Source organism: Microbacterium sp. Leaf288 (genome assembly GCF_001422925.1).
In the GTDB taxonomy this organism is placed as follows: domain Bacteria; phylum Actinomycetota; class Actinomycetes; order Actinomycetales; family Microbacteriaceae; genus Microbacterium.
On the sequence record NZ_LMNI01000011.1, the window covers coordinates 676622 to 698436 of the forward strand.

Sequence of the window (21815 nt, forward strand, 5' to 3'; positions counted from 1 at the left end):
GGGGTTGACGAGCCTCCCCCGACGTGCAAGCGCGTGCAGCGCGGCCGCCGGCGCACCTCGCAGCGCCGGCGGCCGCGCCGCCCCCACATGGCCGGCGTGACGCCGGCGTTCGGTCACTGAGCCGGAGGCATCAGGACCGCGTCGATGAGGTACACGGTGGCGTTGGCGGTCTGCACGCCGCCGCAGATCACGTTGGCGTCATTGACCTTCCACATGTCGCCCTCGCCCGTGACCTCGAGGTCGGCCCCCTGCACCGTGGTGTGGGTGCCCGCGATGTCGGCCGGCTCGATCCGGCCCGGAACCACGTGGTAGGTGAGGATCGACGTCAGCGTCGCGCTGTCGGTCTTCAGCGACTCGATGGTGGCGGGGTCGATCATCGCGAAGGCGTCGTCCACCGGCGCGAACACCGTGAACTCGTCACCGTTCAGCGTGTCGACGAGGTTCACGTCGGGATTGAGCTGCCCGCTCACGGCGGCGGTCAGCGTCGTCAGCATCGGATTGTTGGATGCCGCGACCGCGACCGGATCCGCCGACATGCCTTCGATCGATCCGTCTCCGTCCGGCACGGCTTCGGCGTACGCCGCGCAGCCGGGGCCGACGAGGCCGGCGGCGGGATCGGCCGTCATCGGCTCCTCGCTGGCCTCCATCGAGGGTGTCGACGTCGAAGGTTCGGTCGTGGATTCTGCGGTCGATCCGCCCATCGAACAGGCGGACAGCGCGAAGGTCGCGGCGACGGCGAGCATCAGTCCTGCCGACACGCGCTTCCGGGTGATGCGAGACATCTCTTCCTCCTCTGTGCGGTCCTCGGACCGCGGTCTGCGTGTCCCCGGTGCGGGGAGTGTGCCGCGAAAGCGGCTACACGGACTGTTCGGAGGGGTCGTCGCATCGGATTGCAGATCGGGTGAAACGGATGCTGCCGCCCGGGGTCGCAGCATCCGTCTCGGGTCCCCGCAATCCGAACGCGGGGCCGGCGCGAACAACCCATGACGCATGACGTATCGCCCGATACCAGGGCGGAGAGCGGGGCGGTCGCCGCCGCGCTCTCGACGTCGGGGTGCCGCCGGGCGTGGAAGTGTACTCGTTCACCTCCGGGCGAGGCCACGGCGGGTCGGAGGGAAGCGCGTAAGGCATGCTGGAACACATGGTGATCGACGGGATCGACGTGCCGGAGGACGGCACGGAGCCCGTCGATCGCGTCGCACAGCTCCTCGTACGCGCCGCGGGCGGCGACCAGGCGGCGTTCGCCCGCCTCTACGATCTGCTGTCTCCCCGGGTGTTCGGTCTGATCCTTCGCGTGCTGGTCGACCGTGCACAGAGCGAGGAGGTGCTGCAGGAGGTCTTCCTCGAGGTGTGGCAATCCGCTGCGCGATTCGCTCCGAACAGAGGTCAGGGAAGATCGTGGGTGCTGACGATCGCGCATCGCCGAGCCGTCGACCGAGTGAGGTCGTCGCAGGCGAGCACGGATCGCGACGTGCGCGCGGGATTCCGAGACCTCGACGTCGCCCACGACGGGGTCGCGGAGCAGGTCGAGCTCCGCATCGAGGGGCAGAAGGTGGCGGTGGCGCTGTCGGGGCTTCCCGATGCCCAGCGGGAGGCGCTGACCCTCGCGTATTACGGGGGTTACAGTCAGAGCGAGATCGCGGCCCTGGTGGGGGCGCCACTGGGGACGATCAAGACGAGGATGCGGGACGGCCTGTCGCGCCTCCGGGCCGAGATGGGGGTGACGGCGTGATGGACGAGCAGGAGTTCGCCGAGCTCGCCGCAGGCGCTGCGCTGAACGCGCTGTCGCCCGCCGACCGCGCGGCCTTCGAGGCGGCGCGCCGCGAGCACCCCGAATGGGAGCACTGGATCGAGACGGATGCCGCCACCGCCGTGGCGCTCGCCGATACCGTCTCGGACGCCGTGCCTCCGCTGACGCTGCGCTCTACGCTGCTCTCGCGGATCGCGACGACTCCGCAGCTGCCCGCGATGGACGCGGCGGTGGCCGCGACTGCCGAGCCCGTGGATCGGTGGACGCCCGCCCCGCCACCCGCACCGGAACGGCACCGAGACGAACCGCCGGTCGAGCCGCCCCCGCCGACGGCGGTGATCCAGGCGGTCTCGCGACGTCGCTGGACGCGGGGCATCCTGGCGCTCGCCGCCTCCATGGTGCTGCTCGTCGCGCTCGGCCTCGGGGCCGTGCAGATCAACGAGTACATGAACCGGCCGCCGGAGGTCGTGGCGCTGCAGCAGATCGAGGACGCCCCTGACGCCCGGTCGGCGACGGTCGAGGTCGCGGACGGCGGGACGTCCACGGCGCACTGGTCGGAGTCGGTGGGCAAAGTCGTCCTGGTGTCGCAGGGACTGCCGCAGATCGCGGACGACGAGAGCTTCGAGCTCTGGTTCGTGCGCGACGGCGGCGCGGTGCCCGCGGGGGTGTTCGAGCCGACCGACGGGACGACGACCGCGCTGCTCGAGGGGGCGATGGAACCCGGCGACGTCATCGCGGTGACGATCGAGCCCCAGGGCGGCTCGCCGACGGGGGAGCCGTCGTCCGATCCGATCGTGACGATCCCGACGGCCTGACGCCGGTCACGTACGCCCGGTCGCCGAGCACGTCGAAGCGCACCGGGACGCCCTCGATCCGGGTAGCGTGAGGCCGTGGCATCCGTCCCCCAGAGAACACAGACGGCACAGTCGACCCAGACCCTTGCGCACCTGCGCCGCGCGCGCGACCTCATGGATCGCGACTACGCGCAGCCGCTCGATGTGCCGACGATGGCGACGAAGGCGCTCATGTCGCCCGCGCACTTCTCGCGCGAGTTCAAGGCCGCGTACGGCGAGACGCCTTATGCGTACCTGATGACCCGGCGCATCGAGCGCGCCATGGCCCTGCTCCGCGAAGGCATGTCGGTGACGGATGCCTGCACCGCCGTCGGCGCGACATCGCTCGGCTCGTTCAGTTCGACGTTCACCGAGATCGTGGGCGAGACGCCGAGCTCGTACCGGTCACGCCCGCACGACGCCGCCGAGGCGATGCCGCTCTGCGTCGCGAAGATCCTCACGCGCCCGACCCGCTACGCCTGAATCGGAACCGAGCAGGATCGGAGAAGCGCGCGGGGCGCCGCCGCCGTAGCGTGGCAGCCATGACGAACATCGCCCTGGCGTACAGCCCCATCACCGTCGACGACGTCGACGCCGCCATCCCCTTCTACCGCGACGGACTCGGCCTCGAGGTCGTGAACGACGTCGCCTACGACGGCCACCGCTGGGTGAGCTTCGGGTTCCCCGGCCAGCCCGGCCTGTCGCTCGTGGTCTCCGACCCGACCGCGGGCCGCTCGCCCGAAGACGGCGACGCGCTGCAGCGCCTCGTCGTGAAGGGCTCCGGCCCCGGACCCTACGTGTTCACCACGTCCGACCTCGACGCCACCTTCGAGAAGCTGCGCGCCTTCGGCGCCGAGGTGCTCCAGGAGCCCAAGGAGCAGGGCTGGGGTCCGCGCGACGCCGCCTTCCGCGACCCGGCGGGCAACCACATCCGCCTCAACCAGGTCTGAGACGGGCGCGCGACGTGTGCCTGCCCTGGGTCGCCGCGATGCAGCGCGAGCCCGTGCTCGCGGCGGCGAGTAGCCTGGACGGAATGAGCGACTCGTCCAGGGAGTTCCACAAGCCCGTCCGCCGACCGGCCGAACTCTTCGACCGGGTGTTTCCCGCCGAGGACCCGGCCGAGGTCTCCCGCGTCGCGCACACGACCGCCCATGCCCTGCTCGCACGCGTGAGGGCCGACCCCGACGGCACCGTCGTCGACCGGCTCGTCGCCTTCACCGACGAGCACGGCATCGACGACCTCGCCGAGCTGTGGTCTCGGTCGCCCGCGAAGACGCTTCCCGGCGCCCTGTGGCGGCTGTACCTCGTGCAGCTCATGATCCACGACGACCCGCGCACGGCCGCGCTCCTCTACGAGCGCGGCCGTGCCGAGCTCCGCTCTGCCGACGACGTGGTGGCCGGCGCTCCGTCCCCGGCAGGGCCGGAGGAACTCGTCTCCCTCGTCGACACCATCCTGCGAGGGCTCTTCGAGGGGGACTTCGCCGTGGCGCTCGACAGGGCGGCCGCGTTCTGCCGGGTGCAGGCCGCCGGCGCGACCCACGTCGCCGATGATTACGAAGCGACCGAGCCCGGACGCGCGTCGGCGTTCACCACCCGCGCCCTGCGTCTGTCGGACTACGCCGCCGACCTCACGGCCTGCGCGGCCCTCTCGCGCCGTGACGCCCTGACCTGACCCGGCTCGGCCCGCCCACCGCCTGGCTGCGCATGGGCCCCTGCGCGCATCGTCGGATCCGCAGGTACGGACGCGCTGGATGAAACGCCGGCCGAGAGTCACCGCGAAGCGGCGTGTTTCGGGTCATGTCCGCATGTGCGGATCCGATTCTGGGCCGGGGTTCGGGCTGGCGCCGTGTCGTTCCGCGCGCCGGGCTTCCTCCCCAGACCGGATGACGATCGGCACATCCACAGATTGAAGGTGAGCAGCGCGCAGCCGAATGCCGATGGGCTGAGCATCAGGGGATGTGCACTGTCGACGCGCCTGCCGTGATGTCATTTCGTGAGTTGAGCGCGAAGGGTTACACGCCCCGCCGCATCCGCGCCGAAGTAGCCGGCGGTTCATGGCGCGTGCTCCGTCGGGGTGTCTATGCGCGCGCGGGCGCGTGCAACGCAGTGGCTGAAGCCGCCACTCACGGTGGCTCGCTCGCATGCGTGACGGCGGCGCGGCACCTCGGGCTGTGGGTCCTGGACACGGACCAGCGGACCCACGTATGGCTCCGTGCCCACGGGCGCTCGTATGCGCACGCGGACTGCACCTGCGCGCCACATTGGGATGACGGCACGACCTCCGAGACCTTCGGGCTGCCGACGGTGGCTCGCGTGTTGAGGCAGATCTTGCTGTGCCGCGGGATCGAAGAGTTCTTCGTGACCCTCGAGTCGGCTCGCCGGCTCGGTCAGCTGACGGCTGCGGGGCTCCGGTGGCTGCGCAAGCGTGTCGGACCTGCGGGCCGCGATGCGATCGACTACTCGCGCAGTGACGCCGACAGCGGGTTGGAGTCCCTGTTGCGGTGGCGGCTTCGACCGCACGGCCTCACCGTGACCACGCAGGTCTCCATCGTCTCGGTCGGGCGGGTCGACTTCGTCATCGGGGAACGCCTCATCGTCGAGGTGGACGGGGCGCCGAATCACGAGGGAGAATCCCATCGGCATCGAGACCTGCTCCGCGACGCGAACGCCGCCGCATGGGGATACTCGTCGCTCAGGTTCGACTACACGATGGTCGTGCATGACTGGCCGACGGTGGAGTTGGCCATCCTCGCGCATATCGACCGAGGCTTGCACCTTCGATAGGTCGCCGAGGCCGGGGATGGGGCTCGTCGTGCGGTGCGCACAGAATCGGATCCGCAGCCGCGGACCGCGTGGGGGACACGCCGGCGGATGCGCCGATCAACCGGCGTGTTACCGCGAGCGTCCGCACCCACGGATCCGCGGGTACTGACGGGAGTCCGATGCCATCTGGGCGTCCCCGGTGGGGGCGCCGAACCGGCGCGGGCCCGCCCGGGCCGCAACGTGCCGGCTGTGGAGCGCCAGGGTGCCGATGCGCTTCGCGGGAGAGAAGCTCGTCCTCGATCAGCGGGTGCGGACTGCCCGGGCATGGAAGTGCCGGGCCGCAGAACGCCTCTCGGCGCGGCGCCGCTCGAAGCGGCAAATTTTGGAGCCCGGGGTTACTGCGGCCCGGCCGATCCAGTGTAACCGAGTCCGCGGTCGCGGCATTCCCGAACGCCTAAGCTCGGGGCATGGCCCTGCGTTTCGCGCTGGTGATCGAGCCCGCGGCATCCGATGATCCTCGTCCCGATTTCGCCGACTCGTTCCGCGTGATCGACCCGTCCGCCCCGGCGCTCAGCGTCGGCGAGCTGAGCACGCAGCGCGGCGACGGCATCTTCGAGTCGATCGGCGTCGTCGACGGTCACGCGCAGGAGACCCAGGCGCACCTCGAACGACTCGCGCACTCCGCGCAGATCTGCGATCTCCCCGCCCCGAACCTCGAGCAGTGGCGCCAGGCCGTCGCCGTCGCCGCACAGCACTCGCCGAAGGAGGGGGAGGGCGTCATCAAGCTCATCCTGAGCCGCGGCGTCGAGCACGGTCCGGCGCCCACAGCCTGGGTGACCGCGACGGCCGCCGCCGACAACTCGATCGCCCGCGAGAGGGGCATCCGGGTCGTCACGATGGACCGCGGCTACGGCATCGACACCCCCGCCCGGGCGCCGTGGCTCCTCCTGGGCGCCAAGACCCTGTCGTACGCCGTGAACATGGCCGCCATCCGCGAGGCGAAGCGGCGCGGCGCCGACGATGCCGTGTTCGTCACGTCCGACGGCTTCGTGCTCGAGGCGCCCACGGCGTCGCTCATCCTCCGCATCGACGGGCGCTTCGTCACCCCGGCGCCCAACGGCGGCATCCTGCATGGGACGACGCAGCTGAGCCTGTTCGCTCACCTCGAAGCGCAGGGGCATGAGACGGGCTACGAGGTGCTTCCGACCAGCGCGCTCGGCGAAGCGGATGCTGCGTGGCTGGTGTCCAGCGTGCGGCTCGCAGCGCCGATCACGGCGATCGACGGCATCGAGGTCCCGCTGGACGCCGAGCTGACCGCATCCTTCAACCGGTATCTGCTGAGTCCACGCGACTGAGCGCTGAGCTCACCTCGTCACGCCCGACATGTCGCGCCGCGCGCGGGCGATCATGCCGCGCGCGAGCAGCGCGAGAGCGGCGCGCACGGGCAGCGACGCGAGGCGTCCGCCGGCGCCTTTGAAGCGCATCGCGGCAACCACGCGCACGAGCGAATTCTGCTCGTCGACACCCACCCCGACGCGCACGTCGAGGCGACGGGCGTTCACGGCGACGAGCGCTTCGTCGCCCTCGACACGGCTCACGCGGAGGCGGTCGCAGCGCGCGGGGCGGCGGCGCAGGGCGGCGAGACCGGCCAGCGCGAGCGCGATCCAGCGGGGGAGGGCCGACGTCGACAGCAGGTTGCGCGCCCACGCCGACGGATCGGCTGAGGCGTGGGCGGGCAGCACGTCGACCCACACCTGGGTGTAGTCGGGATCCGCGATGTCGACCAGGGCGAGCGACCAGAAGGCGGGTTCTCTCATGCGAAGCTCCTCCGCGACCATACGCCGACGTATGGCCCTGCGGAGAAAACTATACGGTACCGTACGGACATGGCAAGGTTCACCCGGGCGGACTGGGTCGACGCGGCGTACCGGCGTTTCAGCGACGACGGGATCCGCGCGGTCGCCGTCGAGCCGACGGCGCGGGAGCTCGGCACGACGAAAGGGTCGTTCTACTGGCACTTCGCCGACCGGCAGGCGCTCGTCGACGCGGTGCTCGAGACGTGGCGCGACCGCGAGACCGAGGCGCTGATCGCCGAGGTCGAGACGATCTCCGATCCGCAATCACGCCTCTCCGCGCTGCTCGAGATCATCGCGCACCGCACGGGCGAGCGTTCGGGCGAGCGGACGCTCTACGCCGACGCCGCCGCGGCGGACGTGCGCGACATCGTCGAAGCCGTCACCGAGCGGCGCGTGTCGTACCTGACCGGTCTGCTCGAGGCATCCGGCATTCCTGGTCGCGAAGCCCGGCGGCGCGCGGTCATCGTCGTCTCGGCGGTGATCGGCTATCAGCAGCTCGTGTCGAGCGGGTGGGATGCTGCGGCGGATCCGCGTCCGCTGGTCGAGACGCTCTTCGCCCTGGCAACCGCGCCCGCATGACGACGAAGCCCCTCGCCATGCGGCGAAGGGCTTCGTTCGTGGCGTCGGACGGGCTTATCCGAAGCGGCCCGAGACGTAGTCCTCGGTCGCCTGGACCGAAGGCGTGGTGAAGATCGTCTTGGTCTCGTCGTACTCGATGAGCTTGCCCGGCTTCCCGGTGCCGGCGATGTTGAAGAACGCCGTCTTGTCGCTCACGCGCGAGGCCTGCTGCATGTTGTGCGTGACGATGACGACCGTGTAGTCGTTCTTCAGCTCGCCGATCAGCTCTTCGATGGCGTACGTCGAGATCGGGTCGAGCGCCGAGCACGGCTCGTCCATGAGGATGACCTCCGGCGAGACCGCGATCGCGCGCGCGATGCACAGACGCTGCTGCTGGCCGCCCGACAGGCCCGAGCCCGGCTTGTCGAGACGGTCCTTGACCTCGTTCCAGAGGTTGGCGCCCTGGAGCGACTTCTCGACGAGCGCCTCGGAGTCGGACTTCGACATCTTCTTGTTGTTGAGCTTCACGCCCGCGAGCACGTTCTCCTTGATGGACATCGTGGGGAACGGGTTGGGGCGCTGGAACACCATGCCGACCTGACGGCGCACGAGCACCGGGTCGACGTTGGCGCCGTACAGGTTGTCGCCGTCGAGCAGCACCTCACCCTCGACGCGGGCGCCGGGGATCACTTCGTGCATGCGGTTCAGGGTGCGCAGGAACGTCGACTTGCCGCAGCCCGAGGGCCCGATGAAAGCGGTGACGCTGCGCGGCTCGATGTCGAGCGAGACGCCCTCGACGGCCAGGAAGTCGCTGTAGTAGACGTTGAGGTCGTTGACTTCGATGCTCTTGGACATGGTTCCTGTCAATTCTTTCGGGTCAGAATGCTCAGCGGCCGAGCTTCGGCGAGAAGACCTTCGCGACGATGCGCGCGATGAGGTTGAGGAGCATCACGAGGACGATGAGGATGAACGCGGCGGCCCACGCGCGGTCGATGTAGGCCTGCGCCGGTATGCCCTGATTCATGTACTGCGAGTACGCGAACACGGGGAGCGTCATCATGCGGCCCTCGAAGAGGTTGTAGTTCATCGAGGTCGCGACGCCGGCCGTCAGCAGCAGCGGCGCGGTCTCGCCGATGACGCGCGAGATCGAGAGCATGACGCCCGTCGTGATGCCGGCGATCGAGGTGGGCAGCACGACCTTCGAGATCGTGCGCCACTTCGGCACGCCGAGCGCGTACGACGCCTCGCGCAGCTCGTTCGGGACCAGTCGCAGCATCTCCTCGGTCGAGCGGACGACGACCGGGATCATCAGCACCGACAGGGCGATGGAGCCCATGATGCCCATGCGGACGCCGGGACCGAAGATCAGCGCGAAGACCGCGTAGGCGAACAGACCGGCGACGATCGACGGGATACCCGTCATGACGTCGACGAGGAAGGTGATGCCGCGGCTCAGACGCCCGCCACGCCCGTACTCGACGAGGTAGATGGCGGTGAAGATGCCGATCGGGATCGAGATCACGGCCGCCGCGAGCGTGATGAGCACCGTGCCGACGATCGCGTGCAGCGCACCGCCGCCTTCGCCGACCACGTTGCGCATGGACGACGTGAAGAACTCGGCCGACAGGCCCGCGACGCCGTTGACGACGACGGTGATGGCCACCGATACGAGGGGGACCATCGCGATGAGGAACGCGATCGTGACCACGCCGGTCACGAGGCGGTCGACGCCCTTGCGGCGGCCCTCGACCAGCGACGAGATGATCGTGATGAGCGCCAGGTACAGCAGGCCCGCCACGACGGCCCAGCCGGCCAGATTGAAGCCCTCGCCGGATCCCATCGCGATGATCGCGAACAGCATGGCACTCGCCACGAGGCTGCCGACGAGGATGGCCCACGGCGCCCAGACGGGCAGGTGGCCGCTGGTCAGGCGGGGCGTCTCGCGCACCGGTGCAGCAGCCTTCGGAGGCTGAGGAGGAGCGGTCGTCACGGTCATGTCAGTTCGCTCCCGAGAATTCCTTGCGCCGGCTGACGATCCATCGGGCGATGGCGTTGACGGCGAAGGTGACGATGAAGAGGATGAGGCCCGTCGCGATGAGGACGTTGATGTTGAGGCCGTACGCCTCGGGGAACGTCAGCGCGATGTTGGCGGGGATCGTGCCCGGGTTCTCCGAGGTGAAGAGCTGGAAGGTGATGACGTTGGCCACCGAGAGCACCATGGCGACCGCCATCGTCTCTCCCAGTGCGCGGCCGAGGCCGAGCATGGAGGCCGACACGATGCCGCTGCGGCCGAAGGGGAACACCGCCATGCGGACCATCTCCCAGCGCGTCGCACCGAGGGCGAGGGCGGCCTCCTCGTGGAGGACCGGCGTCTGCAGGAAGATCTCGCGGCAGATGGCCGTGATGATCGGCACCACCATGACCGCGAGGACGATCGCGGCAGTGAAGATGGTGCGGCCCGTGCTCGAGACGGTGCCGCTGAAGAGGGGGAACCACCCCATGTTCGCGTTGAGCCAGGCGTAGACCGGCTGGACGGCGGGGGCGAGCACCAGGATGCCCCAGAGGCCGAACACGACGGAGGGGACCGCCGCGAGCAGGTCGACGATGTAGCCGAGGCCCTGCGCGAGGCGGCGCGGTGCGTAGTGCGAGATGAAGAGGGCGACCGCCACCGCGAGGGGGACGGCCATCAGCAGGGCCAGGAAGGACGCCCACACGGTGCCGAACGCGAGCGGCCAGACGTACTCCCAGAAGTTCCCGGTCAGGATGCTGGCGGTCTCGCTGGTCGCGGTGAGACCGGGGATCGACTGGATGATGAGGAAGATCGCGACGGCGGCGAGCGTGACGAGGATCATCACACCGGCGCCGAGCGCGGTTCCCGAGAACCAGCGGTCGCCTGGCCGCTGCTTGACCTTGCCCGCGGCGGGGGCGGTCGTCGTGGTCATGGTGTCCTTCTGGATTCGGGTGCTCTCAGGGTGATACCCGGCCCGATCGTTCGACCGGGCCGGGTATCGGGGGCTTACTCGACGACGATCAACTCGATCGCCGCGTTGACCTGCTCGCGCAGGGCGTCCGAGATCGGCGCGTTGCCGGCGGCGGCAGCAGCCGCGTCCTGGCCCTCCGCGCTCGCGACGTACTCGAGGTAGCCCTTGACGATCGGGGCGACCGCCGCGTCGGCGTACTCCTGGCACGCGATCATGTAGCTGACCAGGACGATCGGGTAGACGCCGGCCTCCTCCGAGGTGCGCTGCAGCTCGATCGCGAGGTCGCCCTCGCCACGACCCTCCTCGAGGGGCGACGCGTCGACGATCGCCGCGGCGGCCTCGGGCGAGTACTCGACGAACTCGTCGCCGACCTGGATGGCCGCGGTCGACAGGCCCTCCTCGGCGGCGCGCGACGCGTCGGCGTAGCCGATGGTGCCGTTGCCGCCGGCGACGGCCGAGACGACACCCGAGGTGCCCTGCGCGGCCTCGCCGCTGGAGAGCGGCCACACGCCGTCGGGCTCGGAGGTCCACACGTCGCCGGCGGTCTGGAAGAGGTAGTCGGTGAAGTTCTCGGTGGTGCCCGAGTCGTCGGCGCGGTGCACCGGCGTCACGGCCAGGTCGGGAAGCGTCGCGTCAGGGTTGAGCGCGGCGATCGCCGGGTCGTTCCAGTTGGTGATCGTGCCGGCGAACAGGCCCGCAGCGGTCGCGGCGTCGAGGTTGAGCGAGTCCACGCCCTCGACGTTGAAGATGATCGCGATCGGCGAGATGTAGGTCGGGAGCTCGATGATGCCCGAGCCGTCGACGCAAGAGTCGAACGGGCCGGCCTCGATCTCCTCGACCTTGAACGCGCGGTCCGAGCCTGCGAACGGGAAGGCGCCCGCCTGGAACGACTCGCGGCCCGCGCCGGAGCCGGACGGGTCGTAGTTGATGGTGACGTCGGGGTTCGCCGTCTGGAAGCCGGCGGTCCAGGCCTGGACCGCGACCTCCTGCGACGACGCGCCGCCGCCCGAGATCTCGCCGGAGAGGTCCGACGCGGCCGTGGTCTCGTCGGTGGTGCCGCCGGGGGTCTCGTTCGAGGCGCAGCCGGCGAGAGCGAGAGCCGCGACTGCGGCGACAGCGCCCACCTGGGCGATGCGAGAGATCTTCACTGTGTGAATCCTTCACGTGTCAGGGAAACAGGCCGAAACGGCCTTCGGGTTCGAACCCGGTGCGGGGTTCGTTCTGAAACGTAGGCTCGGACTCTTAAGAGACTGCGCTGTGCGGGTGAACGGAAGGTGAACGGGATGCCGACATCCATGCATCGGCATTGACACGCAGAGGCGCGCCCCCGCGGAATTCCGCGACGCGAAGCTCCGGCCGTTCACCGGCGCCCGCTAAGGTTCCTCGCATGAGCAAGACCACCAGAGCACAGCGCCAGGCCCTCGACGCGATCGACGATGCGGAGTCCGCCGCGAAGAAGGCCCGCCGGGTCGCCAAGACCCTCCCGGCGAAGAGCGCGAGGCAGCTGCGCGAGGTCGCGGCCGAGACCGTCGACGAGGTCGACGTGTCGAAGAAGGCCATCCGCAAGAACCCGCGCAAGGTGGCGAAGAAGGCGCACCGCGCCGAGGATCGCGTCCGCAAGGCCACCCGCGCCGCGGTCGTGAAGGCCGAGAAGAAGGCGCGCCTGCGGGCGGAGGCCGAGCGCGCCGCCGCCGAGGCGGCGAAGGCGGCCGAAGAGGCGAAGTCGCGCGCCGCACAGGCCAAGGCGCTGAAGAAGGCGGCCGCGAAGGCCGAGCGCGTGGCCGCCAAGGCTGAGCAGGAGGCGCTCGAGGCCGACCGTGTCCTCGAGGCGGAGCTCACCTCCGGTGAGGCGGAGACGGATGCTGCCGCCACCGCGGCGCCGGAGCCCACGACCGCAGTGGCCGTGGTCGCGGTTGCTCCCGCAGACGAGGCACCCGCTGCCGCCCCGAAGGCACCCGCGAAGCGCTCCACGACCCGCACTCGCGCCCCGCGTGCGCAGAAGCCCGCGAGCACGCCGACCGCTGCCGCCGCAGCATCCGACTCCTCCGAGCTCGACACGCTCACCGTCGCGCAGCTGCGCGAGCGCGCCCGTGCAGCGGGCCGCGCCGGCTACTCGCGGCTCACCAAGGCCGAGCTGATCACCCTGCTGTCCTGACGTGAGCTCGATCGATTCGCCCCCGGCCGTGCCGGCACCGCTGGATCGCATCGACGCGGCACCGGAGCCGCGCACGCTGCTCGACATCCTCCGCGCCACCGTGCAGCGCACGCCGGAGGCCTCCGCTCTCGACGACGGCTCGGGAGCGCTCAGTTATCGCGAGCTCATGGCGCGGGTGGCTCGCACCGCCGCGCTGCTGCATGAGGCGGGCGTCCGCCGCGGCGACCGGGTCGGGGTGCGGCTGCCCTCCGGCTCCAAGGAGCTGTACATCTCGATCCTCGGCGTGATCGCCGCCGGAGCGGCCTACGTCCCGGTGGATGCCGACGACTCCGACGAGCGGGCCCGGCTCGTGTTCGGGGAGGCGCACGTCCACGGCGTAATCGGCGAGGGCGGCGCCTACGTGCCTGCCGGCGCGGCCGGCGAGGAGCCCGCCGCCCTGTTCGGGGGCGCCGCGCCGCATCCGAGCACGCACGCGATCGTCACGGTGCCGCCGCCGACGATCGACGACGACGCCTGGATCATCTTCACCTCGGGGTCGACGGGGGTGCCGAAGGGGGTCGCGGTCTCCCACCGCTCCGCCGCCGCGTTCGTCGACGCCGAGGCGCGTCTCTTCCTCCAGGACGCGCCGCTCGGCCCGGGCGACCGCGTCCTGGCTGGGCTCTCCGTCGCCTTCGACGCCTCGTGCGAGGAGATGTGGCTCGCGTGGCGCCACGGCGCGTGCCTCGTGCCCGCGCCGCGCTCGCTGGTGCGCTCGGGCGAGGACCTGGCGCCCTGGCTCATCCGGCAGGCGATCACGGTGGTCTCGACCGTGCCGACGCTCGCCGCGATGTGGCCGGCCGACGCGATCGAGAACGTGCGCCTGCTCATCTTCGGCGGCGAGGCCTGCCCGCCGGAGCTCGTCGCGCGGCTCGTCGCCGACGGCCGCGAAGTCTGGAACACGTACGGCCCGACCGAGGCCACCGTGGTCGCGTGCGCGGCGCTCCTCGACGGAGAAGGCCCGGTGCGCATCGGTCTCCCGCTCGACGGCTGGGCGCTGGCCGTCGTCGACGGTGACGACCGTCAGGTCGAGCCGGGTGGCGTGGGCGAGCTCATCATCGGCGGAGTGGGGCTCGCCCGGTACCTCGACCCGGTCAAGGACCTCGAGAAGTACGCACCCATGCCGACGCTCGGGTGGGAGCGGGCGTACCGCTCGGGCGACCTCGTGCGCTACGAGCCGGAGGGCCTCCTCTTCCAGGGTCGTGCCGACGACCAGGTCAAGGTCGGCGGCCGGCGCATCGAGCTCGGCGAGGTCGAGAACGCGCTGCAGGAGCTTCCGGGGGTGACGGCCGCGAGCGCAGCCGTGCGCACGAGCGACGCGGGCGTCCCGGTGCTCGTGGGATACCTCGTCGTCGACGGCGAGCTCGACCGCGCCGCTGCGCGCGGCCACCTCGCCGAGCGCCTCGCCGCCGGCGTCATGCCGCTGCTCGCCGTCGTGCCCGACCTGCCGGTGCGCACCTCCGGCAAGGTCGACCGCGCCGCCCTGCCCTGGCCGCTGCCCGACCTCGACGTCCCCCGCGCCGACCTGAGCCCTGACGAGGCATGGCTCGCCGACCAGTGGCAGGCGGTGCTGGGCCTTGCGGTCCCGGATCGCAAGGCCGACTTCTTCGACCTCGGCGGCGGCTCGCTCGCCGCGGCGCAGCTGGTCTCCCGGATCCGTGGGCGTGTCCCCGACTTCTCGGTCGCCGACATCTACGACGTGCCGCGCCTCGGGGCGATGGCCAAGGCGCTGCAGCCGTTCCTCTTGCGAGAAGAGGCGGGGGATTTCCGGATGCCGGAGCCCACGCCCCGTGCCACGCAGTGGGTGCAGTCGCTCCTCGGCGCGCCGCTGTTCATCCTCTCGGGTGTCCGCTGGCTCCTCTACCTGCTGACGGCCGGGGCGATCCTCCAGCTGTTCCCCGGATTCGAGGCGCTGCCCGCGGCGCCGTGGTGGCTGCTCATCATCGGCCTCGTGCTCTTCGCCACGCCGTTCGGCCGCATGGCGATCGCCGCAGCATCCGCTCGCCTTCTCCTGGCGGGACTGCGTCCCGGGGACTATCCGCGCGGCGGCTCGGTGCACCTGAGACTGTGGCTCGCCGAGCAGATCTCGGATCAGGTCGACGCCGTGGGGCTGGCCGGCGCGCCCTGGGTCTCGTACTACGCGCGCGCCCTCGGCGCCCGCATCGGCACGGACGTCGACATGCACACGCTGCCGCCGATCACCGGGACGCTGAAGGTCGGCGATCGCGCCTCGATCGAGCCGGAGGTCGACCTCAGCGGCTACTGGATCGACGGCGACCTCGTGCGCATCGGCGAGGTGCGCATCGGCGCCGACGCGACCGTGGGCACGCGCAGCACCCTCGCGCCCGGCACGCGGATCGGCCAGCACGCCGAGATCGCGCCGGGATCCGCCGTCTTCGGCCGCGTGCGCGCGAACCAGTCCTGGGCCGGCTCCCCGGCCGTGCGCGTCGGCGGCACGAGCGAAGGCTGGCCCACCGAGCGTCCTCGGGCCGCGCGACGGTGGCTGTGGGCGTACGCGGTGTCGGCCGTGGCCTTGGGGCTCCTCCCCATCGTGAGCTTCGCCGTCGGGGCGGTGGTCCTCGCGTTGGGCATGCGCGGCGCTCCCGACCTCGGCAGCGCCCTCGGCGCGGCGCTCGTGTGGCTCGTGCCCGCGGTGCTCGTGACAGGGGTCGTCTATGCCGGCGCTGTCGTGCTGGGCGTCCGCCTCGCCTCGATCGGGCTCCATGAGGGCACGCACGCCGTGCGCAGCCGCGTCGGGTGGCAGGCCTGGACCACCGAGCGCCTGCTCGACTCCGCGCGGACGGTCCTCTTCCCGCTCTACTCGAGCCTGTTCACCCCGGTCTGGCTGCGCCTGCTCGGGGCGCGGGTCGGACACGACGTCGAGGCATCCACCGTCCTCCTCATCCCGGCGATGACCCGCATCGAAGACGGTGCGTTCCTCGCCGACGACACGATGGTCGCGTCCTACGAGATGCGCGGCGGATGGCTGCGGCTCGGTGAGGTGCGCATCGGCAAGCGTGCGTTCCTCGGCAACTCCGGCATGGCCTCGCCCGGCCACACGGTGCCCAAGGACGGCCTCGTCGCCGTGCTGTCGGCGGCGCCCGTGAAGGCGAAGGCCGGCTCGTCGTGGCTCGGCTCGCCCGCGACGCGCCTGCGCCGCCAGCCGAACGAGAGCGACGCGAGCCGCACCTACAACCCTCCGGCCTCGCTGCGGGTCGCGAGGTCGCTGTGGGAGATCTGCCGGTTCATCCCCGTCGTCGTCACGTGCGGCCTCGGCCTGCTCGTGCTGTTCGCGCTCGCCGCGCTCGTCGACACCGTCGGCCCCTGGATCACGCTCCTGCTGTCGGGCTTCGTGCTCCTCGGCGCGGGCGCGGTCGCCGCAGGCATCTCGACCGCGGCGAAGTGGCTGTTCGTCGGCCCCATCCGCGCGGGGGAGCAGCCGCTGTGGTCGAGCTTCGTGTGGCGCACCGAGGTGTCGGACACCTTCACCGAGATGCTCGCCGCGCCGTGGTTCGCGCGCGCCGCCGCCGGCACGCCCGCGCTCGCCGTGTGGCTGCGCAGCCTCGGCGCCCGCATCGGGCGCGGCGTGTGGTGCGAGAGCTACTGGCTGCCCGAGCCCGACCTCGTGACGCTGGGGGAGGCATCCACGGTGAACCGCGGGTGCGTCGTGCAGACGCACCTGTTCCATGATCGAATCATGAGCATGGACACCGTCGAACTCGAACCCGGTGCGACGCTCGGACCGCACAGTGTGATCCTTCCGGCCGCCTCGATCGGGGCCCACGCGACCGTCGGCCCCGCGTCGCTCGTGATGCGCGGCGAGAGCGTGCCCGTCGGCTCCCGCTGGAGCGGCAACCCGATCGGACCGTGGCGCGCGGTCAAGGTGCGCGCGTACCAGTCGACGTCGTGACCGGCCCCGATCCGTACACGCCGCAGAGCGGCGACGCGTCGTTCGACGTCGTCTCGTACGACCTCGACCTGCGTTATCGCGTCCACACGAACCGCCTCGAGGGCACCGCGCTCATCAACGCGGTCGCGACCCAGCGGACCCGCTCGGTGCGGCTCGATCTGATCGGCCTGCGTGCGTCGCGGGTGCGGGTGGACGGCGACGCACGGACGAAGTTCACTCAGGATGCTGCGGGCCTGCGCATCACGCCGCCCCAAGCGCTGGAGGTGGGCGAGGAGTTCTCCATCGAGGTGCGCTACGCCGGTGCGCCGCGGCCCCGGCGCTCGCGGTGGGGCACGATCGGGTGGGAGGAGCTGGAGGACGGCGTGCTGGTCGCGTCGCAGCCGGTCGGCGCGCCGACCTGGTTCCCCTGCAACGACCGCCCCGACGACCGTGCGAAGTTCCGCATGGCGATCGCGACCGATCCGGAGTACACGGTCGCGGCGACCGGGGTCCCGCAGCCGCCGGTCCGCATCGGCGGGCTCACCCGCTGGGAGTTCGTGTCGGAGGTGCCGACGGCGACCTACCTTGCGGCCGTCCACATCGGCCCGTACCGCGAGAGCGCGATCGGACCCGTGCGGCTGATGGCGCCGGCTCCGCTCGTCACCGCCGCCCGGCGATGGTTCTCCGACGTGCCGCGCATCCTCGACTGCTTCGAGGAGGCGTTCGGGCCGTACCCGCAGGAAGGCTGCACGGTCGTCGTCACCGCAGACCCCCTCGAGATCCCGCTCGAGGCGCAGGGACTCGTCGTGTTCGGCGCGAACCACTTCGAACCCGAGGCCGCACGCCTGGTGCCCCACGAGATCGCCCACCAGTGGTTCGGCAACAGCGTGGGCGTCGAGCGGTGGCGCGACATCTGGCTCAACGAGGGATTCGCGTGCTACGCCGAGTGGCTGTGGTCGGAGGCCTCCGGTGGCGACGACATCGCGACGCTCGCCGACCGGCACCACGCGCGTCTCCGGGCGCTGCCGCAGGACCTCGTCATCTCGGACCCCGGCCCCGCGCTCATGTTCGACGACCGCGTCTACAAGCGCGGCGCGCTCACGCTGGAGGCGCTGCGCCGCACGGTCGGGGCGGAGGTGTTCGCCGACCTGCTGCACACATGGGTGCGCGAGCACCGGCACGCGCTCGCCACCACCGAGGCGTTCCGCGACTGCGTCGCCCGCATCGCGGGCCCGGCGGCGGCCGAGCTCCTCGCCGCATGGCTCGACTCCGCGCCCCTCCCGCCGCTGCCGCCCCGCCCGCCGGCACCCGCGGTGCGACGGTGGCTCAGACTCCCGGGCTCCCGGGACTGAGGATCGCGACGCTCACGAGGATGCCCGGCGGCCCGGCCGTGTCCCATCCCGTGTAGGCCGCTCCGTCGGGGACGGTCGCCGTCCAGCCGTCCGCGGCCTGGGCCACGACAACCGTCGAGGGCTCCACGCGGAGTCCCCGGCCGTCGGCCTTCAGCGCGGCCTCGACGCGGATCCACTCCCGCGCGCTCGCCTCGCCGTCGCCGAGCACGCCGGACATGCCGGCCGCGTCGCGGCGCGCGTCGTGCTCAGGCTCGGCGTCGATGCCGAGGGCCGCAGCATCTCGTGCCGCAGCCACGGCCGCGATCGCATACCCGCCCGCGTACGTGACCCCTGCCAGGAACGGGGCGTGCGAGACGGCCACCGGGCCGTGCGGTCCGCCGCAGCGGGGGCACGGATTGCTCAGTTCGGCGCCGGCGGGCAGCATCGCCCGCAACAGTCGCCACGCGTGCTCGCGCCGTGGCTCACCGGGCGGCACCTCGACCCACGCGATGTCGACGATCGACCTCGCGGGCGCCATCACACCTTCGGCTCGTGTGTCTCGATCGTCACGATGCCGGAGCCCGGGTTCTCGACCGACAGGTGCACGACGGAGAACGCGGCGGGCTCGAGGGCCGAGGCGCTGCCGAGGTACGACCCCCGGAGGGTGCCGGTCGCGAGGGCGAGCTCGCTGAGGATGTCGGGGAGCACCGGCCCGTGACTGCACAGCACGGCGGGCTTGCGCGAGCGCACGCGCTCGCCGATCACCGTGCGGGCGTCGGACTTGCCGTCCTCCCAGGCGTCCTGGCTGATCAGCTTGGTGGTGTCGATCTCACGCCCGATGGCCGCCGAGAGCGGTGCGACGGTCTTGACGCATCGGGCAGCGGGGCTCGACACGATCCTGCGAACGCCGAACGCGACCAGGGGACCTACGATCGAGGCCGCCTGCTTGCGGCCGCGGGCAGCGAGCGGCCGCGCGGCATCCTTCCCGTCCCATTCCTCGCGCCCGAGCGCCTTGGCGTGCCGGAGGGCGACGATCGGGAACGTGCGCAGCACGCGCTCGTCGACGAGCCGCAGGAAATGCTCCATGATCTCGGCGTCGACGGGGTAGCTGAGCCGCTTCAGCGCCTTCTTCGGCGAGACCCATTCGATCGCCGCGATCTCTTTGTTCGGGACGAAGGCGGACGCGCGGATCGCGGCATCCGTCGCCTCGGCCGCCCAGTAATGGACGATCTTGGTGCGCTTGCTCGGCAGCCGGTAGCGCGACACACCGACGGGCACGCCGAGGGCGACACGGATGCCGGTCTCTTCGTGGATCTCGCGCACCGCGGTCTCGGCGAGCATCTCGCCGGGGTCGACCTTGCCCTTGGGCAGCGTGACGTCGCGGTACTTCGTGCGGTGGATCAGGAGCACCCGGAGCTTGTCGTCGACGACACGCCAGACGACGCCTCCGGCCGCGTAGACGGCCGTCTCGGTCATCGCACCGCGCGTGCACGCCGGCGGCGCTGCACGTTGGTCATGGTCCGGTCCTGGAGATCGAGGAGCGGCTTTCCCTCCTCGCTCTGGTTGTGCCGCACCCACTCGCCGTCGGGACCGAGGTGCCACGAGCTCGTCGTATCGCTCATCGAGAGCGTGAAGAGGTCGTTGATCTCCTTGACGTGCGCCGGCGCCGACACGCGGACGAGCGCCTCGACTCGGCGGTCGAGGTTGCGGTGCATCATGTCGGCGCTGCCGATGTACACGATGGGGTCGCCGTCGTTGTGGAAGACGAAGATGCGCGAGTGCTCCAGGTAGCGGCCGAGGATCGAGCGCACCGTGATGTTCTCGCTCATCCCTGCGACGCCCGGCTTCAGCGAGCAGATGCCGCGGACGCAGACCTCCACCTTCACGCCGGCCTGGCTCGCCCGGTAGAGGGAGTCGATGATCTGCTCGTCGACCATCGAGTTGACCTTGATGCGGATGCCGGCGGGCTTGCCGGCCAGCGCGTTGCGCCGCTCCTTGTCGATGAGCCGCAGGAGGCCCTTGCGCAGGTGCAGCGGTGCGACGAGCAGGCGTTTGAACTTCTTCTCGATCGCGTAGCCGCTCAGCTCGTTGAACAGACGCGTGAGATCGCGACCGACCTGGTCGTCGGCGGTGAAGAGGCCGAAGTCCTCGTAGATGCGGCTCGTCTTGGGGTTGTAGTTGCCCGTGCCGACGTGGCTGTAGCTGCGCAGCACCCCGTTCTCCTCGCGGATGACGAGAGCGAGCTTGCAGTGGGTCTTGAGGCCGACCAGCCCGTAGACGACGTGGACACCGGCCTTCTCGAGCTTGCGCGCCCACACGATGTTGTTCGCCTCGTCGAAGCGGGCCTTGATCTCGACGAGTGCGAGCACCTGCTTGCCGGCCTCGGCGGCGTCGATCAGCGCCTCGACGATGGGGCTGTCGCCCGACGTCCGGTACAGGGTCTGCTTGATCGCGAGCACGTGCGGGTCCTTCGCCGCCTGCTCGAGGAACGCCTGCACGCTCGTCGCGAACGACTCGTAGGGGTGGTGCACGAGCACGTCGCCCTTGCGGATCGAGGCGAAGATGTCGGGTCGCTCGTTGTTGTCGCCCGGCTGGAACGCCAGCGCGGTCGTCGGCAGATGGGGCTTGAAGCGCAGGTCGGGACGGTCTATGCGCAGGTCGAACAGGCCGCGCAGATCCAGCGGACCGGGGAGGCGGTAGACCTCCTGCTCGGTGATGTCGAGCTCCTTGAGGAGGAGGTCGAGCGTCACGTCGTCCATGTCGTCGGTGATCTCGAGGCGGATCGGCGGGCCGAAGCGGCGGCGCAGCAGCTCGGCCTCGAGCGCCTGGATGAGGTTCTCGGTCTCGTCCTCCTCGATCACGACGTCCTCGTTGCGCGTGAGGCGGAAGGCGTGGTGGTCGAGCACCTCCATCCCGGGGAAGAGGTCGTCGAGGTGGCTCGAGATGAGGTCCTCGAGCGGCAGGTAGCGCACGGCGCCTTCGACGGGCGGCAGCTCCACGAAGCGCGGGAGCATCGGCGGCACCTTGAGGCGCGCGAACTCCTGACGCCCGGTGCGGGCGCTGCGGATCCGGATCGCGAGGTTGAGCGACAGCCCCGAGATGTACGGGAACGGGTGGGCCGGGTCGACCGCGAGCGGCATGAGGACCGGGAACACCTGCGCCTGGAAGTAGTCGTAGAGGGCCTCGCGCTCGGACCGGTCGAGCGACTCGTACGAGACGACCTCGAGCCCGGCGTCCGCCATCGCGGGCTTCACGAGGGACGTCCATGCCTCGGCGTGGCGCAGCTGCAGCCGGTGCGCCTCGGCCGAGATGTCGGCGAGCACGTCCGCGGGGGAACGCCCCACGTTCGTGGGGAGGGCGAGGCCCGTGACGATGCGCCGCTTGAGGCCGGCCACGCGCACCATGAAGAACTCGTCGAGGTTGCTGGCGAAGATCGCCAGGAAGTTCGCCCGCTCCAGCGTCGGCAGGTGGGGATCCTCCGCGAGCTCCAGCACGCGCTGGTTGAACGCGAGCCAGCTCAGCTCGCGATCCAGGTAGCGGTGGTCGGGAAGCTGCGAGTCGAAGACCTCCGAAAGGTCGAAGTCGTCGTCGTCCGCATCGCCCAGGCCGGCGTCGAGCACCTCGGGTTCGATCATCCCTTCATCATTGCAGGGTGACGTGACG

The 21815-nt window shown here is 70.9% G+C and carries 20 protein-coding genes; 11 read left to right on the forward strand and 9 right to left on the reverse strand.

Translation table 11 applies throughout. The features are described 5' to 3' along the window. Positions 1-113: 113 nt before the first annotated feature. Complete coding sequence (locus ASF40_RS12425; protein WP_056369451.1) at positions 114-782, reverse strand: fasciclin domain-containing protein; 669 nt, start codon at positions 780-782, stop codon at positions 114-116. Positions 783-1129: 347 nt separating this feature from the next. On the opposite strand from ASF40_RS12425, the gene sigK reads away from it, so the two are divergent. The 7 genes from sigK (at position 1130) to ASF40_RS12460 (ending at position 6701) form a co-directional block, all read left to right on the forward strand. Then, entirely contained in the window at positions 1130-1732 is a 603-nt protein-coding gene (gene sigK, locus ASF40_RS12430; protein ID WP_200919486.1) for an ECF RNA polymerase sigma factor SigK, read from the forward strand. Then, on the forward strand, positions 1732-2565 hold the full coding sequence (locus tag ASF40_RS12435; RefSeq protein WP_056369455.1) for an anti-sigma factor: 834 nt from the start codon (positions 1732-1734) through the stop codon (positions 2563-2565). Before sigK ends, ASF40_RS12435 begins: the two co-directional genes overlap by 1 nt. A 153-nt stretch (positions 2566-2718) precedes the next feature. Then, on the forward strand, positions 2719-3066 hold the full coding sequence (locus tag ASF40_RS12440) for a helix-turn-helix transcriptional regulator (RefSeq protein WP_045298308.1): 348 nt from the start codon (positions 2719-2721) through the stop codon (positions 3064-3066). Positions 3067-3125: 59 nt separating this feature from the next. Continuing rightward, positions 3126-3533: a VOC family protein gene (locus tag ASF40_RS12445; RefSeq protein ID WP_056369457.1), complete on the forward strand. Its 408-nt coding sequence runs from the start codon at positions 3126-3128 to the stop codon at positions 3531-3533. An 83-nt stretch (positions 3534-3616) separates the two neighbouring features. Then, a complete protein-coding gene (locus ASF40_RS12450) occupies positions 3617-4255 on the forward strand; it encodes a hypothetical protein (RefSeq protein ID WP_056369940.1) in 639 nt (212 codons plus the stop codon). A 284-nt stretch (positions 4256-4539) separates the two neighbouring features. Further along, positions 4540-5367: an endonuclease domain-containing protein gene (locus ASF40_RS12455; RefSeq protein ID WP_056369458.1), complete on the forward strand. Its 828-nt coding sequence runs from the start codon at positions 4540-4542 to the stop codon at positions 5365-5367. Positions 5368-5813: 446 nt separating this feature from the next. Continuing rightward, positions 5814-6701, forward strand: a complete 888-nt coding sequence (locus ASF40_RS12460; RefSeq protein WP_056369460.1) for an aminodeoxychorismate lyase — start codon at positions 5814-5816, stop codon at positions 6699-6701. 9 nt (positions 6702-6710) lie between these two features. Here the strand turns inward: ASF40_RS12460 and ASF40_RS12465 are convergent, their stop codons facing one another. Then, on the reverse strand, positions 6711-7163 hold the full coding sequence (locus tag ASF40_RS12465; RefSeq protein ID WP_056369462.1) for a hypothetical protein: 453 nt from the start codon (positions 7161-7163) through the stop codon (positions 6711-6713). A gap of 69 nt (positions 7164-7232) precedes the next feature. On the opposite strand from ASF40_RS12465, the gene ASF40_RS12470 reads away from it, so the two are divergent. Then, positions 7233-7781: a TetR/AcrR family transcriptional regulator gene (locus tag ASF40_RS12470; RefSeq protein WP_056369464.1), complete on the forward strand. Its 549-nt coding sequence runs from the start codon at positions 7233-7235 to the stop codon at positions 7779-7781. A gap of 54 nt (positions 7782-7835) precedes the next feature. Here ASF40_RS12470 and pstB read toward each other — a convergent pair whose 3' ends face one another. From pstB to pstS, 4 genes are all read right to left on the reverse strand, one after another. Further along, positions 7836-8615 (reverse strand): phosphate ABC transporter ATP-binding protein PstB, encoded by a 780-nt coding sequence (gene pstB / locus ASF40_RS12475; RefSeq protein ID WP_045298071.1) that lies wholly within the window; start codon positions 8613-8615, stop codon positions 7836-7838. A 31-nt stretch (positions 8616-8646) separates the two neighbouring features. After that, a complete protein-coding gene (gene pstA / locus ASF40_RS12480; RefSeq protein ID WP_082497030.1) occupies positions 8647-9756 on the reverse strand; it encodes a phosphate ABC transporter permease PstA in 1110 nt (369 codons plus the stop codon). A gap of 1 nt (position 9757) precedes the next feature. Further along, the gene (gene pstC / locus ASF40_RS12485; RefSeq protein ID WP_056369466.1) at positions 9758-10702 is read right to left on the reverse strand and encodes a phosphate ABC transporter permease subunit PstC; all 945 of its coding nucleotides are present in this window, start codon (positions 10700-10702) and stop codon (positions 9758-9760) included. A gap of 74 nt (positions 10703-10776) precedes the next feature. Next, positions 10777-11889, reverse strand: a complete 1113-nt coding sequence (gene pstS / locus ASF40_RS12490; RefSeq protein ID WP_056369469.1) for a phosphate ABC transporter substrate-binding protein PstS — start codon at positions 11887-11889, stop codon at positions 10777-10779. 239 nt (positions 11890-12128) lie between these two features. On the opposite strand from pstS, the gene ASF40_RS12495 reads away from it, so the two are divergent. From ASF40_RS12495 to ASF40_RS12505, 3 genes are read left to right on the forward strand one after another with little or no spacing between them, the layout of a single operon-like run. Continuing rightward, positions 12129-12896, forward strand: a complete 768-nt coding sequence (locus ASF40_RS12495) for a hypothetical protein (protein ID WP_056369471.1) — start codon at positions 12129-12131, stop codon at positions 12894-12896. Between the two features lies 1 nt (position 12897). Then, on the forward strand, positions 12898-16842 hold the full coding sequence (locus ASF40_RS12500; protein WP_056369473.1) for a Pls/PosA family non-ribosomal peptide synthetase: 3945 nt from the start codon (positions 12898-12900) through the stop codon (positions 16840-16842). Next, positions 16839-18173, forward strand: a complete 1335-nt coding sequence (locus tag ASF40_RS12505) for a M1 family metallopeptidase (protein WP_056369944.1) — start codon at positions 16839-16841, stop codon at positions 18171-18173. Before ASF40_RS12500 ends, ASF40_RS12505 begins: the two co-directional genes overlap by 4 nt. Here ASF40_RS12505 and ASF40_RS12510 read toward each other — a convergent pair. Genes ASF40_RS12510 through ASF40_RS12520 form a run of 3 tightly spaced genes read right to left on the reverse strand, consistent with a single transcriptional unit; the run spans position 18148 to position 21787 of the window. After that, positions 18148-18690, reverse strand: coding sequence for a hypothetical protein (locus ASF40_RS12510; RefSeq protein ID WP_056369475.1), 543 nt, complete (start codon positions 18688-18690; stop codon positions 18148-18150). The genes ASF40_RS12505 and ASF40_RS12510 overlap by 26 nt on opposite strands. Next, positions 18690-19628 (reverse strand): NUDIX hydrolase, encoded by a 939-nt coding sequence (locus tag ASF40_RS12515; protein WP_056369476.1) that lies wholly within the window; start codon positions 19626-19628, stop codon positions 18690-18692. The genes ASF40_RS12510 and ASF40_RS12515 overlap by 1 nt, the downstream gene beginning before the upstream one ends. Further along, on the reverse strand, positions 19625-21787 hold the full coding sequence (locus ASF40_RS12520) for an RNA degradosome polyphosphate kinase (RefSeq protein ID WP_056369478.1): 2163 nt from the start codon (positions 21785-21787) through the stop codon (positions 19625-19627). Before ASF40_RS12520 ends, ASF40_RS12515 begins: the two co-directional genes overlap by 4 nt. Between the last annotated feature and the right edge of the window lie 28 nt (positions 21788-21815).